Origin of the sequence: Streptomyces sp. ActVer (genome assembly GCF_027270795.1) — a bacterium.
Lineage (GTDB): Bacteria > Actinomycetota > Actinomycetes > Streptomycetales > Streptomycetaceae > Streptomyces > Streptomyces umbrinus_A.
In genome coordinates, this window is record NZ_JAPWHT010000195.1 from 1 (window position 1) to 17,904 (window position 17,904).

Sequence of the window (17,904 nt, forward strand, 5' to 3'; positions counted from 1 at the left end):
GGTGCCTCGAAGGTGACCGGGACCTGGCGTGGCACCTGGCAGGCGGTACGCGACATGGGCCGCGTACTGGCCGAGCGACCCGCCGTGCCCGCGACGGCCACAGCACAGGCACAAGGAGGATCCGGCCGATGACCACCCTGCTCGTCATCGCGAAGGAGCCGCGGCCGGGACGGGTGAAGACCCGGCTCACGCCGCCGTTCACACCCGAGGAGGCGGCGGCGCTCGCCGAGGCGGCCCTCACCGACACCCTGCACGCGGTGGCCGCGACACCCGCCCGACGCCGGATCCTGGTCCTCGACGGGAGTCCCGGGCCCTGGCTGCCGCCCGGCTTCGACGTCGTACCGCAGTGCGCGGGCGGCCTCGACGAGCGGCTGGCCGCGGCCTTCGCCGGCTGCGACGGACCGGCCCTGCTGATCGGGATGGACACACCGCAGGTCACCCCCGGCCTGCTCGCTGTGGACTTCGACGGGTACGACGCCTGCTTCGGCCCGGCCGAGGACGGCGGCTTCTGGGCGCTCGGGCTGGCGGAGCCGGACCCCGAGCAGCTGCGCGGGGTTCCGGTGTCGACGCCCGCAACCGGCGCCGTCCAGCGCGCCCGGCTCGTCGCCTCCGGCCTGCGGGTGCGCGACCTGCCGCGCCTGCGGGACGTGGACACCTCCGCCGATGCCGAAGCGGTCGCCGCCCTGGCGCCGCACGGCCGCTTCGCCGCGGAACTGGCCCGGCTGCGGACGGCCGGCCGCCGATGAGCACAGCGCATGAGGTGATGGCGCGGGACCCCGCCGAGCACAGCTGGTCGGCCGACCCCTACGCCGACGCCCTCCGGGCAGGCCGGGGACCGCTCTTCCTGCGCCGTGGCGACGGCTGGCTGCTGCCGCTGGACGTCGAGCGGTGGTGCGCGCGGGCCGACGCCGTGGACCGTCAGGTCCTGGACCGGTGCGAGAGTGCCGTTCTCGACGTCGGGTGCGGGCCAGGAAGGCTGGTCACGGAGCTCGCCGCCCGGGGCCGGACCGCGCTCGGTATCGACGTCAGCGAGGCCGCCGTCGCCCACACTCTGGGCCTGGGCGGGCCCGCCCTGTTGCGTTCGGTCTTCGAACCACTGCCGGGTGAGGGCCGTTGGAACACCGCGCTGCTCCTGGACGACAACCTCGGCATCGGCGGCGACCCACACGCCCTGCTCCGCAGAGTGGCCCAACTACTGCTGCCCGGCGGCCTGTTGATCGCCGAGACGGCTCCGGTGGACGTGGACGAGCGCGCCGACGTCCGCCTCGTGCGCGGCACCGGCGCCCAGGGGGCCACCGGCGCCGCGTTCCCCTGGGCCCGGCTCGGCACCCGGGCCCTGCTGCGGTACGCCCGCCCGCTGGGCTGGCGCACCGTGGATCAGTGGTCGGCCGGTGGCCGCTGCTTCGTCTCCCTGCGCAGCCGCAGCACCAGCACCAGGGCGGACCCGCCGAAGAGTACGGCGGTGATCAGCAGCCAGCGGGCGAGGAAGCCGTCCGCGGACAGGCCGGTGGCGGACTCGTAGCCGTCCGCCACCCTCCCGCTGATCAGCGGGAACCACACCAGCAGCAGAAGCCCGGAAAAGGCCGCCGGCACCCGGACGTACAAGGTCCAGGCCCGGCGGCCGACGGCACCGAGCGCTCCGGTGACGGCCCGGTCCACGACCGCGTACAACGGCACAAACACCAGGTCGTGCAGCACGGCCGCGCCCAGGAACCACAGCGTCACCCCGAGCCAGTCGTCGGACAGCAGACGCACACCCGCGTATCCGGCGAGCGCGAACGAGCAGGCCAGGAGCAGAATCTGCAGCGGGCTGCCCAGTGGAGGGAAAGCTCTGCGCATCACAGGTCTCCGAACGTCATCCGGGCCACCCACTTGGTGTTGAGCACACCGGGCGCCGCGGGCACGATGATCCGGGCCGGGTAGCCGTGGTCGGGGGTGAGCGGCTCGCCGTTGACGTCCAGGGCGAGCAGGGAACGCGGGTCACGCACCTGGTTGGACCGCAGGGCGGCCCTGCGGAAGGCGCCGTGTCGCTGGAGGGACTCCACCATGACGTCGGGGGCCGAGTCCGCGTCGTACCCGACGAGGGCGGCGAGTTCCCGCAGCCGTACGCCTCGCCACCACTGGTCGCCGGTCGACCAGCCCTCCACACAGGCGATGGGCAATGCCGAACTGTGCAGCGGGAGTTCGAGCAGTTCGGCGCGGCTCAACCGGACGGTCCCGGAGGGCCCGGTGAGGACCAGCCGCCACACGTCCTCGCGCGTCTCGGCGGCTGCGATCCCCCGGGACGCGGCCGTCTTGTTGATCTGGAAGCCGCCGGGACCGCTGCCCGGATCGGCACCGCCGTGCGGCGCCAGGAGGGCGGTGCGCCGCAGCGGACCGTCGAAGCTCTGTCCGGCCGTGGTCCCGAACAGCAGCAGCGAACCGCCGCCGACGAACCACAGCGCGCCACGCCGGGACACGGTGGGCTCGGCCGGCCGCGGGGAGACCAGCGGGAAGTCCGGCTCCCCACCCGCCTCCTCCTGCGGGCCCTCCCCCGCCCGCATGCGACGCAGGTTGCGTACGGCGGCGGGAGCCCGGAGCACCACGTGCACCACGAACCCGGCGATGAAGACCCAGGCGCCGTAGAAGTGCAGCGGATAGAAGGAGCCGGGGAAGAGGTAGTCCAACTGGACGTTGAGTACACCCGTCACGAACTCGAACAGCACGCCGCCGACAAGGAGCAGCAGGGAGATCCGCTCCAGGGCGTGCGCCAGCGACCGGGCCGGCGGCAGCGCGAACAGCTTCGGAACGACCGACCACAGCTTGGCCAGCAGGACGGGGATGAGCGTGATGCCGAGCGTGACATGGATGCCCTGGGTGAGCCGGTAGAGCCAGTGCGGCTGTGTCGGCCACGAGAAGAGGTAGAAGCCGAGCAGTCCCTTGTCGGGGGTCTTGTCGTTGACCGGCGCGAGGTCCGGGTTGTACGCGGCGTACGACAGCAGCCCCGTCAGGAACAGCGCGGTGATCCCGCCGAGCAGGACGATTCCGAGCACCGAGGTGAACCACGGACCTCGTACGGGACTGCGCCAGAAACCGGGGGACGTGGGCGAGGCAGGCGGGGTGTGCAACCGTGACATGCGCCGACCGTAGGCCGCCGCAACCGCGGAAAGGGGCCCTCGACACATGACGAAACGCTGACGTCCGCACGCGCAACGGCCTCGCCGCGGTCCCCGCGGCCTAGCGTTCCCCCCGTGACCCGTGATCTTCTCCGAGACCTGTACGCGACCGCGGCCGCCGCGCTGCTCGTCGTGGCGGCCGCGCTGGTCGGCACCGCGATCGAGCGGGAGGACGGCACCCTGCACGTGGGGTGGCCTCCCCTGTACGCCAACTGGGGCCCCCACGTCGGCCCCGGCACCCTTGCGGCACTCGTCGTCGCGGTCGGCGTCGTGGCATACGGCCCGCGAGTGGCCGCTCGGCTGCCGTGGCGCGCTCTGCTGGGCGCCGCCTGGTGCACGGCCATGGCGTGGACGTGGTCACTGGCGCTGATCGACGGCTGGCAGCGCGGGGTCGCGGTCCGGCTCACGACCAGCTACGAGTACCTACAGGTCATCGACCGCTTCCACGACATCCCCGCGACGCTGCGGGACTTCACCGGCCACATCCTGATCCGTTCCCCCGACCACTGGCCCGCGCATGTGGCGGGCCACCCCCCGGCGGCGACGGTCACGTTCGTCCTGCTCGACCGGGTCGGACTCGGTGGCGGAGGCTGGGCCGGAGCCTTTTGCATCACCGTCGGGGCGTCTGCGTGCGTGGCGGTACTGGTCGCCGTGCGGGCGCTCACGGACGAGGCGCTCGCGCGCCGGGCCGCACCGTTCCTGGTGATGGCGCCGGCCGCGGTGTGGATGGGGACGTCCGCGGACGGCTACTTCGCGGCGGTCGCGGCCTGGACGATCGCGTTCCTCGCCCTCGCGGTCACCGGGTACCGGCCTCGGCTCACCGGTTTCGCCTCCGGCCTCCTCTTCGGCCTCACCTGCTATCTCTCCTACGGACTCACCCTCTTCGCCGTGATCGCGGGCGCCGTCCTGCTGCTCGGCACGCGACGAACCCGGCCCCTGCCCTACGCCCTCGCCGGAGTCGCCGTCGTCCCTGTCGTGTTCACCCTCGCGGGCTTCAACTGGTGGGAGGCGTACCACCTGCTCGTCGAGCGCTACTACGAGGGAGCCGGCGGCATTCGGCCCTACGGCTACTGGGTGTGGGCCAACCTCGCCTGCACGGTCCTGATCGTGGGCCCGGCAACGGTGGCGGGCCTGCGGCGCACCGGCGCCACGCTCCTTGAGACCCCGACACGGCTCAGGGCACGTTCTTCCCCCGACGCTCCTCTGCACGGGCGGGCACCCGACCGCCGCGGCGCTTCCGCACGGGTCGGCGCGGCCCTGCGCCGACGGATCCTGCCCTGGGCCGACATGCTCGGCACCTCTGCCGAACTCCGCCTCGCCGTGCTGATCGCCGCCGCGTTCGCCGCTCTGCTCATCGCCGACCTGTCCGGGATGAGCAAAGCGGAGACCGAGCGCATCTGGCTGCCGTTCGCCATGTGGCTCCTGGTCTCGTGCGCGTACCTGACCCGACCCCGCGCCTGGCTCGCGGCCCAGGCCGTGCTCGCCCTTCTTCTCAATCACTTGCTGCTGACGGGGTGGTGACCGACGGTGCTGCACTCGGATCGCACCCGTGTCGTACAGCGGACGCTTGGCCGGTCCGAGGCTCGCCGTCTCGCCGACGCGTTCGGCGGCCACGACGCGGTCCTCGGTTTCCGCCTCAACGACTGACAGAGAAATGCGCGTTGAGCCCGTGCTCGCAGTCCGCGGATGTTGCCGTCCTGTCCAACACCCGGCGTCGGCGTATCAGCATACGATCGCCCCTCAACTGACGGTTAGCGGTAACACCCGGCCACGTCCGGGTCGTTGAGCGGCCACCCGTGGGAACCGACTGCCGTCATTGGCCACATCGGCCCTGCAGCAGGGGAAAGGAACCGACGGTGACGGACTCCCCGAGAACGGTCAACCGTTGGCTGGACGCCTATATCCAGCAGTGCAGCACGTTCGACGGCCTGGCCCAAGCCCTCGCTCGTTCACCGGTTCACGAGAGCAGCGACTGCCGTCTCGCCATCGATGCCGGCACGGCACTCGTCCGCCGCGCCGCCGAAGCCGGCACACTCCGTGCGGACGTCGACGCCGACGACGTATGGCATCTGGCCGGAGCCATTGCCTGGGTCAGCGGACAGCTGCCGCTCGACCCGGACCGGCGGACCCGGCTGCTAGAGATGATGCTCGACGGGATTCGCCGCCGCTGACAGAAGAACCCGGGCACCGAGCCCCGGCCGGTCGGCCGGGTGCGAGTTCACAGGGCTTGTCCGACGGGCCGCCCCCGCCGCGGAGGACGCCCCTCCTTGCCCCACGTTCAACTCCCTTGTGCGTCCGCACCGTTGACGCTCCCTCTCCCCCTCACTACCTTCCGAGAGCGCTCTCATGTTCGTTTCGCCAGCCCCAGCCTTCGCCCGTACCGGTGTCCTCCGCGAAGGAACGAGACCGGTCCCACGGCAAGGTTCAGGGGCGTTGCCCTGACAGAGAGGCCCCATGACTCTCCTTCCAAGACTCCGAATCCCCAGACGGTCGGCGACGGCTCTCGCTCTGGTCCTGCTCGCGGGCCCCGCCCCGCAGTCGGCGTCCGCCCCCGACCCCGCCGCGGCGGCGACCATCTGCAACAAGTACTGCGACGCCCGTGACCCCGCCCTCTCCCCCGGCGACCGGACTCCGGTCACGGCGGCCGTCCACGGGCGGTCGATCGCCCTCCACTTCGACGACACCGACGCGATGGGCTGGGCGTCCATCGGCAACGGCAACCCGGGCGACGAGGTCTGGCTCGACCGCTCCTTCGACGGCGGCCGCACCTGGAGTTCGGGCAGCAAGCTCGGCGACACGACCGTCCCGGCAGGTCAACGGGCCTGGCGCACACTCATGTACAACGTGGACGACTGGAACAACCGCGGCGTCGGCGCCCTGCGCGCCTGCGGCAAGGCCGGGGACCGCACCGAGATCGCCTGCACCCCGTGGGCCCGCACCACATGGAACGCCGGCAACCGGCGCACCGCGGCGGCCACCGGGCTGATGACCTTCTACAACTACGGGACCGGCCTGTTCGACACCACCGGCTGGTGGAACTCGGCCAACGCCCTCAACGCCGTCGTCGACAACATCCGGGTGACGGGTATGAACAGTTACTCGTACGCGATCTCCCGCACGTACGACCTGAACCTCAACGCCAAGGACGGGCAGTTCCGCAACGAGTACATCGACGACACCGGCTGGTGGGGGCTCGCCTGGGTCGCCGCGTACGACCTGACGGGCGACCGCCGCTATCTGGACACGGCCCGCGCCGACGCCGACCACATGGCCGCGTACTGGGACGGCACCTGCGGCGGCGGAGTGTGGTGGAGCACGGCGAAGACGTACAAGAACGCCATTGCCAACTCCCTCTACATCCAGCTCAGCGCCGCCCTGCACAACCGCATTCCGGGCGACACGACGTACGTGAACCGGGCCCGGGCCGGCTGGTCCTGGTTCCAGGGCACCGGCATGATCAACGGCTCGAACCTGGTCAACGACGGAGTCGACCTGTCCACCTGCCGCAACAACGGCCAGGCCGTCTGGTCGTACAACCAGGGTGTCCTGCTCGGCGCTCTCACCGAGCTCAACAGGGCGACCGGCGACGGCCAACTCCTCACCCGCGCACGGCAGATCGCCGACGCCGCGACCACGGCCTCCTCGCTCCACACCGCCGACGGCATCCTGCGCGACCCGTGCGAGGGCGGCGACTGCGGCGGCGACGGACCGTCCTTCAAGGGCGCGCACGTGCGCGGTCTGGGCAAGCTCAACTCCGCGCTGCCGGACCATCCTTACACCGGCTACCTCCAACGCCAGGCGGACCGTGCCCACACGAGCGACCGGAACGCCCTCGACCAGTACGGACTGCGCTGGTTCGGCCCGGTCGACAAGCTGGACGCGGCACGGCAGCAGAGCGCCCTCGACCTGCTCAACGCGGCGCCATGAGGCGGGAGTTCATCGACGTTCCGACAACGTTGTCCGCACTTGGTCTGGACAATTGGACGAGTGAATGCTGTGGTATTCGTGCAGCAAGCTCTCTCGTGTTGAACAAGTTCCACCGTCCTGCGGGCGGCGTTCCTCCGTGCGCCACCGAGACACTGGAGCGATCACCGTGCTGAGACCCCTATCGACCTGGCGGCGTGTCACGACCGCCGCCATGGTGCTGGCACTCGCCGTCACCGGCCTCCTCGCCTCCGGCACGGCCCCCGCCGACGCCGCCGCGGCGGCCTGGACCCCCAAACCCGCGCCGATGACGACGCCGTGGACCGACCAGGTCCCGGTCGACAACCCGCTGCCGGAGTATCCGCGACCGCAGCTCACCCGCCCCGACTGGGCCAATCTCAACGGCATCTGGGACTTCGCCGTCACGTCTCGCGACGCCGGTCAGCCGTCGTCGTTCGGCGAGCGGATCCGGGTGCCGTTCGCACCGGAGTCCGCGCTCTCGGGCATCCAGCGGAAGATCACCGAGAACGACAAGCTCTGGTACAAGCGCACCTTCACGGTCCCGTCCGGCTGGGGCGGCCGCCGCGTCCAGCTCAACTTCGGCGCCTCCGACTGGGAGACCACGGTCTGGGTCAACGGGCAGCAGGCCGGGGCCGTCCACCGAGGGGGCTACGACTCCTTCTCGTACGACATCACGCCGCTCCTGAACGGCGGCTCCACCAACACGATGGTCGTGTCCGCGTACGACGCCACGCAGACCCGCGGCCAGGCCGTCGGCAAGCAGCGCATCCAGGACGTCACCCCGCACGCCGGGCGCAGCATCTTCTACACCGCCACGTCCGGGATCTGGCAGACGGTCTGGCTGGAGCCGGCCGCCGCCGCGCGCATCACCCGGCTCGACATGGTCCCGAACCTCCAGGACAACACCCTGCGGGTGACGGTGCGCGCTGCCGGGGCCGACGGCGCGAGTGCCAAGGTCACCGTCTCCAACGGCGGCACGCAGGTCGGCAGTGTCACCGGCACGGTCGGCCGGCAGTTCTCCGTGCCGGTGCCCAACGCCCGGCTGTGGACGCCGGAGGACCCGTTCCTGTACGACGTCACGGCCGAGCTCTCCGGCAGTGCGGGCGCCGACCGGGTCGGCTCGTACGCGGGCATGCGGTCGATCGCGGTGCAGAACGTGAACGGTGTCCAACGCCCCGTGCTCAACGGGTCGTTCGTCTTCCAGAGCGGCACTCTGGACCAGGGCTACTGGCCGGACGGCCTCCACACCGCTCCCGCCGACGCGGCCCTCAGGTACGACCTGCAGAAGCACAAGGACCTGGGCTTCAACATGGTCCGCAAGCACATCAAGGTCGAGCCGCAGCGGTGGTTCTACTGGGCGGACCGCCTGGGGCTGCTGGTGTGGCAGGACATGCCGGCCATGGACAGCGGAAAGAGCCCGTCCGCCGCGGCCCGCACCCAGTGGGAGAACGAGTACCGCGCCGTCATCGACGAGCACCGCAGCTCACCCTCGCTGATCCTGTGGGTCAACCAGAACGAGGGCTGGGGCCAGTACGACCAGGCCCGCATCGCGGACATGGTCAAGTCGTACGACCCCTCGCGCCTCGTCGACAACATGAGCGGCGTCAACTGCTGCGGCTCCCAGGACGGCGGCAACGGCGACGTCGTCGACAACCACAACTACGTCGGCCCCGGCAACACGCCGACGGAGCCCGTACGCGCCTCCGTGCTGGGCGAGTACGGCGGTCTCGGCATCCGGGTCTCCGGCCACGAGTGGTATCCGGGCGGCGGGTTCAGCTACGAGGACCAGCCGAGCCTGTCCGCCCTCAACGACCGCCTGGTGGGGCTGCTCGACGGCATCCGGGAGAACTCGCTGCCCGCGGGGGGCCTGTCGGCGGCCGTCTACACGCAGATCACGGATGTCGAGAACGAGGCCAACGGCCTGCTGACCTACGACCGTCAGATCGTCAAGGTCGACGAGGCCCGCGTCCGGGCGGCCAACCAGGCGCTCATCACGGCGTCCCGCACGGTCGGACCGACGGTGAAGCTGCCGGTGGAGCAGTACGTGTCGATCCGGGTCACCACGCCGGGCCACACCGACCGCTACCTCCGTCACCAGGACGGACTCGGCTTCACCGAGGTGGTGAACTCGGGCAGCACGGCCCTGTTGAAGGAGGACGCCACCTGGAAGGTGAAGCCGGGTCTCGCCAACCGGCTCTGCTACTCCTTCGAGTCCCGCAACTACCCCGGCGAGTACCTGCGCCACCGTGAGTTCCGCGTCCGGCGCGACGCGAACGACAACTCCACGCTCTACAAGGAGGACGCGACCTGGTGCCCCGTGCAGGGCAGGGGCGGCGTCCGGCTCTCGGCGTCGGGCTTCCCCCGCCAGTACCTGCGGCACATCAACGCCGAGCTCTGGCTGGCCCAGCAGGGCGGCACGCACACCTGGGACAACCCGGCGAGCTTCGTCCCGGACACCACCTGGGCGATCTCGGCACCCTGGGCTCCCTGAGCACGACCGCTCCCGTACAGCAGGCGCTCTTCAAGGTGGCCGCCCTCCGCGGGCGGCCACCCCCTCCCTTCCGCGCACGGCCCTCACGGATTGGCGGTACGTCATGTCAGCGCGGCCCCACCCGGTCCTCGGTCGACTTCTCACCCCGTTGCTCACTCCCTTGCTCACCCCGTTCCTCGCCCTGCTCCTGGCCCTGACCGGCCTCGTCGCCCTCCCCTCCCCCGCCCATGCAGCGACGCCGGTCTGTGCCCTGGCGTGCGACACCCTGGACCCCTCGAAGGCACAGCAGGACACGTTCCCGGTGCCGAGCAAGACCATCAACGGCCGGATCGTCCGGCTGCACGTCTCCGACCCGGACAACATGGCCTGGGCGAGCATCGACAACGGCACGACGGGCGAGTCGGTCTGGCTGGACCGGTCCTGGGACCGGGGCGCCACCTGGGAAGGTGTGCTCGGCAAGGCCAGCATCCCCGGCGCCTGGACCGGCACCCGCACGCTGATGTACAACATCTCCGACCCGGTGGGGCACCGACGCGGCTGGATCCGTGCCTGCGGTGACGCGGGCGGTGTCACGTGCACCGACTGGGCGTATCCGAAGGTGTGCGACGGCTCGTTCTGCGACGGCGCCGACCCCGCCACGGCGTCCGGCGACGACACTCCCGTGCCGTCGACCACCCTCTTCGGGCGCACCATCAGCCTGCATGTCGACCAGCGCAACGGCATGGCCTGGGGCGTCGTCGGAAGCGGCGGCGCGGGCGACGAGATCTGGCTCGACCGCTCCTGGGACGCCGGCGCGAGCTGGCCGGAGGGTGCTTCCCTCGGCCGTACGAGCGTGCCGTCCAGGGCGTCCTCGACCCGGACCGCCATGTTCGCGACCCGGGACCCACGGGGCCTGCTGTACGGCGGGGCCGTCCGCGCCTGCGGCCGTGAGGCCTCCCACCAGGAGGGCAGTTGCACCGCCTGGGCCAGGCCGGCACCGACCCGGGCACGTGCGGGGGCGGACGCGCTGATGGCTTCGTACCAGACCAACGAGGGCTGGTGGCGCAGTAGTTGGTGGAACTCGGCCGTCGCCGTCACCTCGATCATCGACTTCGCCGAACGCACCGGGAGGCACGACTACGACTGGGCGATCTCCCGTACCTTCGAGCAGAACCGCGGTGTCTTCCCCGCGGGCGTGCGCAGTTCGGACCCGATCGAGGGGCACTTCATCAGCCGTGCGATCGACGACGCGGGCTGGTGGGCCATCGCCTGGCTGGCGGCGTACGACTACACGGGCGACCGGCGCTACCTGGACGAGGCGGTGACGATCGCCAACTACGTGCACCAGTACTGGGATCCGAACACCTGCGGCGGCGGTGTGTGGTGGGACCGGGAGCGCACGTACAAGAACGCCGTCACCAACGGGCAGTACCTGTGGCTGACCACCTCGCTGCACCAGCGGATCTCCGGTGACACCGTGTGGGGCTCGCGGGCGACCACGGCCGCCAACTGGTACCTGGGCAGCGGGCTGATCAACTCCTCCGGGCTGGTCAACGACGGGCTGAACGGGAGCTGCGGCAACAACGGCCAGACCGTGTGGAGTTACAACCAGGGCCTCGCCATCGGCGGCTTCACCCAGCTCTGGCGGTCCACCGGGAACAGCAGGTATCTGGACACGGCCAAGCGCCTGGCCGACTCCGCGATGTCCTCGTCGGCGCTGACCCGCGGCGGCGTGCTGACCGAGTCCTGCGACGTCGGCGCGGGTTCCTGCGACGACAACCAGAAACAGTTCAAGGGCATCTTCATGCGGCACTTCGCCGACCTGGCGGACGCCACCGGGTCCGCCGCCTACCGGGCCTACGTGACAAAGCAGGCCGACTCGATCTGGAGCACGGACCGGGACCGCCTCAACCGCCTGGGCCAGCGCTGGTCCGGCACAACTCCCAACCCGTCGGACTGGCGCACCCAGGCCAGCGCGTTGGGTGCGCTCACGGCCGCGGAAGGTCTGTCGGCCGGGCGATGAACTCCTTCGCCGTGGAAGGGATGTGAAGGGGAGTCAGCCGGTCCAGGTCCAGTCGGCGACCTCGGGCAGGTCCGTGCCGTGCTCGCGGATCCACGCGTGGTGGCGGGTGCGGGCGTCGGCCATCCGCTGGCGTACGGCGGCGGCGCGGGCGCCGAGGCCGGGGACGCGGTCGATGACGTCCATGACGAGGCGGTAGCGGTCCATGTCGTTGCGGACGACCATGTCGAACGGGGTCGTGGTGGTGCCCATCTCCTTGTAGCCGCGGACATGGAGGTTGGCGTGGCCGGTGCGGCGGTAGGCGAGGCGGTGGATCAGCCAGGGATAGCCGTGGTAGGCGAAGATCACCGGCTTGTCGGTGGTGAACAGGCCGTCGTACTCGAAGTCGCCCATCCCGTGCGGGTGTTCCGCGCGTGGCAGCAGCCGGGCCATGTCGACGACGTTGACGACCCGGACGGCGAGCTCGGGCAGATGGCGCCGGAGCAGATCGGAGGCGGCCAGGATCTCCTGGGTGGGGACGTCACCCGCGCAGGCCAGGACGACGTCGGGCTCGCGGTCTCCGTCGGCGGAGCCCGCCCAGTCCCAGATGCCCGCTCCGCGTGCGCAGTGGACGCGGGCCTGGTCCATGGAGAGCCAGTCGAAGCAGGGCTGCTTGCCCGCGACGATCACGTTCACGTAGTCGCGGCTGCGCAGGGCGTGATCGGCCACGGAGAGCAGGGTGTTGGCGTCCGGCGGCAGATAGACCCGTACGACCTCGGGGCTCTTGTTCAGGACGTGGTCGACGAAGCCGGGGTCCTGGTGCGAGAAGCCGTTGTGGTCCTGGCGCCACACGTGCGACGTGAGGAGGTAGTTGAGCGAGGCGATCGGGGCCCGCCACGGCAACTCCCTCGATGTCTTGAGCCACTTGATGTGCTGGTTGACCATCGAGTCGACGATGTGCACGAACGCCTCGTAGCAGGAGAACAGACCGTGCCGTCCGGTGAGGAGATAGCCCTCCAGCCAGCCCTGGCAGAGGTGTTCGGAGAGGATCTCCATGACCCGGCCGTGCCGGTCCAGGTGTTCGTCCACCTGGAGCATCTGCGCCTGCCAGGCCTTGCCGCTGGCGTTGAAGACGGCGCCCAGCCGGTTGGAGGCGGTCTCGTCGGGTCCGACGAGACGGAAGTCACGACGGCCCGAGGTGTCGTTCATGATCTGTTCGAGGAGGTCGCCCAGGACGCGAGTCGGCTCGTGCACGGTTTCGCCCGGCTTGTCGACGTGGACGGCGAAACGGTCGAGCGACGGGATGGGCAGGTCGCGTACGAGAAGACCGCCGTTGGCGTGCGGGGTGGCGCCCAGCCGACGGGCCCCCGCGGGGATGCAGGCAAGGACGTCCGCGGTGGGCCTGCCGTCGGTGTCGAAGAGTTCCTCGGGCCGGTAGGAGCGCAGCCACGTCTCCAACTGCCGCAGGTGGTCGGGGCTTTCGCGTACCCCGGCCAGCGGGACCTGGTGCGCACGCCAGGTTCCCTCGACCGGCTCCCCGTCGACCTCGCCAGGTCCTGTCCAGCCCTTCGGGGTACGCAGCACGATCATGGGCCAGTGGACGCGCTCCGTCACGCCGTCCTCGCGAGCCGTGTTCTGCATCAGCGCGATGCGGTCGAGGGCCTGGTCGAAGGCGCCGGCCATGGCGCGGTGGATCTCGCGGGGGTCGTCACTGGTGATGTGGATCGGCTCGTGGCCGTATCCCCGCAGCAGGGCGTCGAGTTCGTGCTCGGGAATCCGTGACAGTACGGTCGGGTTGGCGATCTTGTAGCCGTTGAGGTGGAGGATCGGCAGGACCGCGCCGTCGTGCAGCGGGTCGAGGAACTTGTTGGAGTGCCAGGAGGCGGCCAGTGGCCCGGTCTCCGCCTCGCCGTCACCGATCACGCAGGCGACCAGCAGATCGGGGTTGTCGAAGGCGGCCCCGTACGCGTGGGCGAGGGAGTAGCCCAGCTCGCCGCCCTCGTGGATCGAGCCCGGTGTCTCGGGGGCCACATGGCTGGGCACTCCGCCGGGGAAGGAGAACTGCCGGAACAGCCGGTCCATGCCGGCCGCGTCGCGCGAGACATCCGGATAGGTCTCGCTGTAGCTGCCCTCCAGCCAGGAATTGGCGAGGACGGCGGGACCGCCATGGCCGGGACCCCAGACGCACAGGGCGTCGAGGCCGCGGGCCTTGATCACGCGGTTGAGGTGCGTGTGCACGAGGTTGAGGCCGGGCGAGGTCCCCCAGTGGCCGAGAAGCCGGGGCTTGATGTGCGCGGGGGCCAGAGGTTCGGTGAGCAGAGGATTGGCCATCAGGTAGATCTGGCCCACGGCAAGGTAGTTGGCGGCGCGCCAGTGGGCGTCAAGGGTGCGCAGTTCCTCGTCGGTCAGTACGGTGCTGTCCTGGTGTTCGACGTTGGTCATGGTGACTCCAGAGGTCATCGAAGGACGTCATCGAGCGGAGGAGGCGGCATGGCCGGCAAGAAGACGGCGAAGGTGCCGCGCGCGGCGTACGAGCAGGAACTGCTGCGTCTGCAGACGGAGCTGGTGAAGCTCCAGGAGTGGGTGCGGGCCGAGGGTGCCCGGCTCGTGGTGGTCTTCGAGGGGCGGGACGCGGCGGGCAAGGGCGGCACGATCAAGCGGGCCTCGGAGCACCTCAACCCGCGCGTCGCGCGGACCGTGGCGCTGCCCAAGCCGACCGAGCGCGAGCGCACCCAGTGGTACTTCCAGCGGTACGTCGAGCATCTGCCCGCGGCCGGGGAGATCGTGCTGCTCGACCGCAGTTGGTACAACCGCGCCGGTGTCGAGCACGTCATGGGTTTCTGCACCAAGGAGGAGTACCAGCTCTTCCTCCGCCAATGCCCGATCTTCGAACGGATGCTGGTGGAGGAAGGGATCCTGCTGCGCAAGTACTGGTTCTCGGTGAGCGACACGGAGCAGCAGAAGCGGTTCCGGCAGCGACTGAAGGACCCGACGCGGCGCTGGAAGCTCTCCCCGATGGACCTGGAGTCGATCACCCGCTGGGAGGCGTACTCCCGGGCGAAGGACGAGATGCTGGTGCACACGGACATCTCGGAGGCCCCGTGGTTCGTCGTGGAGAGCGACGACAAGCGCCGGGCCCGCCTGAACATGATCTCCCATCTGCTGAGTTCCGTGCCGTACCACGAGGTGCCGCCGCCGGTGCTGGAACTGCCGCCCCGACCGCCCTCGACCGGCTACCAGCGCCCGCCCCGCGATCTGCAGACATACGTCCCCGATCACGCGGCGAGCCTCTGAACCGGTCATGCCTGTTGAGGGACGACGGCGACGGGGCAGGCGGAGTGATGCAGGACCGCGTGGGCGACGCGGCCCAGCTGGAGCCCGAAATGGCCGCGGCGCCGCTGGGCTCCGACGACGAGCAGATCGGCCTCGACCGAGGCGTCGAGCAGCACCTTGCGGGCCGGGCCCTCGACGATGCGCCGGTGCAGTTCCCCCCCCGCCGGGGCGTCACGCAGTGCCGCTTCCAGGGTTTCCGTGGCCTGCTGCTCGTACAGGTGGGCAGGTTCGCCGGCCAGCAGCGGGTGGTCGGTGGTCTGGTGCGCGGGGCAGCGCCAGGCACGTACCGCCTCCAGCGGTACCCGGCGTTCCCGCGCCTCCTCGAACGCGAACCGCACAGCGGCCGAGTTCTCGGGCTCCTCACCGACGCCGAGCACGATGCGCCGGCGCATCCTGGACGTCGCCTGATGGTCGTGGCCGCCGCGCAGCACGATCACCGGGCAGTGGGCGCGGGCGGCCACGGCGAGGCTGACGCTGCCGAGCAGGAGCTCGGCGATTCCGCTGCGGCCGCGAGTGCCCAGGACCAGCGCGGACGCGTTTCGCCCATCCCGCAGCAGTGCGGGCACCGGCTCCTCGGGCAGCACCTCGGTGGAGATCTTCAGGTCCATCTCACGCCGGTGCGCACGCTTGGCGGCGACCTCGACGATGCTGTCGGCCATCACTTGCTCCGAGGATCTGCCAAGACCCTCGGCCAGCGCGGCGCCCTCGATGGGGGTCCCCCCGCTCGAGCGCAGCCGAGAGTGGGGGAGCTCCCACAGTGAGGCGTACACCAGCCGCAGCGGTACGCCGCGCAGGGCGGCCTCGTCCGTCGCCCAGTCCACGGCGCGCATGCCGGGTTCGGAGCCGTCGACACCGACGACCAGGGGAAGCTCCACCGTCCTCACCTTCCTTCGCCGAGGTCGAAGACGATCCTTGCCTTGATCTCGCCGCGCAGCACCTCGTCGATGGACTCGTTGACGCTCGCGAGCGGCCTGGTCCGGCCCCCCGCGTGCAGTCGGAAGACCTAGGCCAGGTCCTGCCGGGTACCGACGATGGAGCCGATCACGGAGGTGCCGCCCAGGACGGTGTCGAAAGTCGGGACCTGGATCGTGCCGTGCGCCGGCAGTGCGACCATGACGAGCTTTCCACCGCGCCGGAGCCCTGAACAGGCCGCGGAGAAAGCGGCCTCGTTCACCGCGAGCGCGATGGCGGCGTGCGCGCCTCCGTGCCGCTTGAGCACCTCGCCGGGGTCGTGCTCGCGGGCTTCGATCACGATGTCGGCGCCGAGTTCCGCGGCGAGTTCGAGCTTCTCGTCGGTGACGTCGATCGCCGCCACGGTCGCTCCGGCGATCTTCGCGTACTGCACCGCCGGATGGCCCAGTCCTCCGACACCGGAGATGGCGACGAGGTGAGTGGGCCGGACGTCGGCGACCTTGAGGGCCTTTTACGTGGTGACGCCGGCGCAGGTGAGCGGGGCGCCGTCGAGAGCGGAGATTCCCTCGGGCAATTCCCTCGGGCACCGGCTGCGCGAAGTCGGCCCAGGCGAGCATCTTCTCGGCATACGCGCCATCGCATCCGTATCCTGTGTTGATCTGTTGCTCGCACAGCGTCTCCCAGCCGGACAGGCAGTGCTCGCACCGTCCGCAGGTCTTGCCGAGCCAGGGCACGGCGACCCGCTGCCCGAGGGCCGGATGGGTGACGCCGTCACCGAGGGCCTCGACGAGACCGACGCCCTCGTGGCCGGGGACGAAGGGCGGTTCGGCTTGACGGGCCGGTCGCCGTGGGCGGCGTGGATGTCCGTGTGACAGAGCTCGGAAGCCTCGACCCGGACGCGGACCCGGCCCGGGCCGGGCTCGGGGCGCTCCACGATGACCAGGGGCTCGCCGAATGCGCGGACGACCGCTGCCGTCATGGTTCTGGTTCTCCTCGGGATGCGTCAGCCGTGCGCGACGACGGCGACGGGGGCGGTGGCGTGATGCAGCACGGCGTGTGTGACCGAACCGATGTGGGCACCGAGCGGGCTGCGGCGGACGCGGCGTCCCACGACGACCAGGGAGGCCTCGTGGGAGGCGTCGACCAGCTGGTTGGCCGGGCTGCCCGAGCGGGACTCCTCGACGACCTCCACATCCGCGTACTTCTGTCGCCACGGGCGCAGGGTCTCGGTGAGCCGGGCGGTCTGCTGCCGGACGATCTCCTCGTGCAGGCCGAGGTCGGCGGACAGGCCGTAGGCGTAGTACGGCGGCAGGTTCCAGCCGTGCACGACCCTCAGGGCGGTGGCACGACGGGCCGCCTCCTCGAAGGCGAAGGCGAGCACCGAGTCGTCCGGGCTGTCGGGGTCCATGCCGAGCACGACGGGCCGGAAGGGCGTCGCGGCGGACGGGATGCCGGCCGGATCCATCACGTGCTCGTCGGCGGCCTGTTCCCCGGCACGGACCAGCACCACGGGCCGCTCGACGTCCGCCACGACGGCGAGGCCGACCGAACCCACCAGGAACCCGCGGATCCCGCTCAGGCCGCGCGAGCCCAGGACGAGCAGTTCCGCGTCCTCGGCCAGGCGCGCCAGGACCTCGCCCGGCCGGCCGTAGACCTGCTCGGCGGTGATCTCGACACCGGGGTGCCGCAGGCGCACGCCCTCGGCGGCCTCACGGGGGATGCGCTCGCTCCAGTGCTGCTGGGTCTCGGCACCGAGGAGTGGCGCCTGCGCCATGGGCGTCGGAGCGAGTTCCCAGACATTGACGAGCTTCAGCGGCAGTCCGCGCAGCTTGGCCTCCCGGGCCGCCCATTCTGCCGCGGCGTGGCTTTCGGGCGAGCCGTCGAGTCCCACGATGACGGTGCGGGGCATGGTCTCCACCTTCGGGATCGGAGTCGCGGTCGAGGTCGGGATCGGGGTCGCACGATCCGATTCCAGCGTCGTGTCGGATGAGTTCGTGGTGCAGGGGCCGTAGGTCCTCAGCAGGAGCCGATCGGCCCAATCGGGCAGGCGGGCGCGGCGGGACCCGCGACGGGTCCCGCTGCGCCCCCGG

The 17,904-nt window shown here is 70.9% G+C and carries 12 protein-coding genes and 2 pseudogenes; 9 read left to right on the forward strand and 5 right to left on the reverse strand.

From position 1 onward, the window contains the following. The 3 genes and pseudogenes from O3Q52_RS28310 to O3Q52_RS28320 all read left to right on the forward strand — a co-directional run. Positions 1–132: pseudogene (locus O3Q52_RS28310) on the forward strand (glycosyltransferase); the annotation flags it as partial. Beyond that, entirely contained in the window at positions 129–746 is a 618-nt protein-coding gene (locus O3Q52_RS28315) for a DUF2064 domain-containing protein (protein WP_269651532.1), read from the forward strand. The pseudogene O3Q52_RS28310 and the gene O3Q52_RS28315, both read left to right, overlap by 4 nt. Next, a complete protein-coding gene (locus O3Q52_RS28320) occupies positions 743–1,522 on the forward strand; it encodes a bifunctional 2-polyprenyl-6-hydroxyphenol methylase/3-demethylubiquinol 3-O-methyltransferase UbiG (RefSeq protein ID WP_269651533.1) in 780 nt (259 codons plus the stop codon). The genes O3Q52_RS28315 and O3Q52_RS28320 overlap by 4 nt, the downstream gene beginning before the upstream one ends. Before the next feature lie 316 nt (positions 1,523–1,838). Here the strand turns inward: O3Q52_RS28320 and O3Q52_RS28325 are convergent, their stop codons facing one another. Further along, on the reverse strand, positions 1,839–3,116 hold the full coding sequence (locus O3Q52_RS28325) for a molybdopterin-dependent oxidoreductase (protein ID WP_269651534.1): 1,278 nt from the start codon (positions 3,114–3,116) through the stop codon (positions 1,839–1,841). A gap of 114 nt (positions 3,117–3,230) precedes the next feature. Here O3Q52_RS28325 and O3Q52_RS28330 point away from each other — a divergent pair, with 114 nt between their 5' ends. The 5 genes from O3Q52_RS28330 to O3Q52_RS28350 all read left to right on the forward strand — a co-directional run bounded on the left by O3Q52_RS28330 (position 3,231) and on the right by O3Q52_RS28350 (position 11,593). Further along, positions 3,231–4,676 carry a hypothetical protein gene (locus O3Q52_RS28330; RefSeq protein ID WP_269651535.1) on the forward strand — a complete coding sequence of 482 codons (1,446 nt, stop codon included), beginning with the start codon at positions 3,231–3,233 and terminating at the stop codon, positions 4,674–4,676. Positions 4,677–5,011: 335 nt separating this feature from the next. Then, entirely contained in the window at positions 5,012–5,326 is a 315-nt protein-coding gene (locus tag O3Q52_RS28335; protein WP_269651536.1) for a hypothetical protein, read from the forward strand. 283 nt (positions 5,327–5,609) lie between these two features. Beyond that, positions 5,610–7,082 (forward strand): glycoside hydrolase family 76 protein, encoded by a 1,473-nt coding sequence (locus tag O3Q52_RS28340; RefSeq protein WP_269651537.1) that lies wholly within the window; start codon positions 5,610–5,612, stop codon positions 7,080–7,082. Between the two features lie 211 nt (positions 7,083–7,293). Then, complete coding sequence (locus O3Q52_RS28345; protein ID WP_269651543.1) at positions 7,294–9,591, forward strand: AbfB domain-containing protein; 2,298 nt, start codon at positions 7,294–7,296, stop codon at positions 9,589–9,591. A gap of 103 nt (positions 9,592–9,694) precedes the next feature. Continuing rightward, positions 9,695–11,593: a glycoside hydrolase family 76 protein gene (locus O3Q52_RS28350; RefSeq protein WP_269651538.1), complete on the forward strand. Its 1,899-nt coding sequence runs from the start codon at positions 9,695–9,697 to the stop codon at positions 11,591–11,593. 33 nt (positions 11,594–11,626) lie between these two features. Here the strand turns inward: O3Q52_RS28350 and O3Q52_RS28355 are convergent, their stop codons facing one another. Further along, positions 11,627–14,011: a phosphoketolase gene (locus O3Q52_RS28355; protein WP_269651539.1), complete on the reverse strand. Its 2,385-nt coding sequence runs from the start codon at positions 14,009–14,011 to the stop codon at positions 11,627–11,629. 48 nt (positions 14,012–14,059) lie between these two features. Between O3Q52_RS28355 and ppk2 the strand changes: the two genes are divergently transcribed. Then, on the forward strand, positions 14,060–14,863 hold the full coding sequence (gene ppk2 / locus O3Q52_RS28360; RefSeq protein WP_269651540.1) for a polyphosphate kinase 2: 804 nt from the start codon (positions 14,060–14,062) through the stop codon (positions 14,861–14,863). A gap of 5 nt (positions 14,864–14,868) precedes the next feature. Here the strand turns inward: ppk2 and O3Q52_RS28365 are convergent, their stop codons facing one another. The 3 genes and pseudogenes from O3Q52_RS28365 to O3Q52_RS28375 form a co-directional block, all read right to left on the reverse strand. Beyond that, entirely contained in the window at positions 14,869–15,777 is a 909-nt protein-coding gene (locus O3Q52_RS28365; RefSeq protein WP_269651541.1) for a universal stress protein, read from the reverse strand. 5 nt (positions 15,778–15,782) lie between these two features. Next, positions 15,783–16,793: pseudogene (locus O3Q52_RS28370) on the reverse strand (zinc-dependent alcohol dehydrogenase). A gap of 24 nt (positions 16,794–16,817) precedes the next feature. Continuing rightward, entirely contained in the window at positions 16,818–17,723 is a 906-nt protein-coding gene (locus O3Q52_RS28375; protein WP_269651542.1) for a universal stress protein, read from the reverse strand. Between the last annotated feature and the right edge of the window lie 181 nt (positions 17,724–17,904).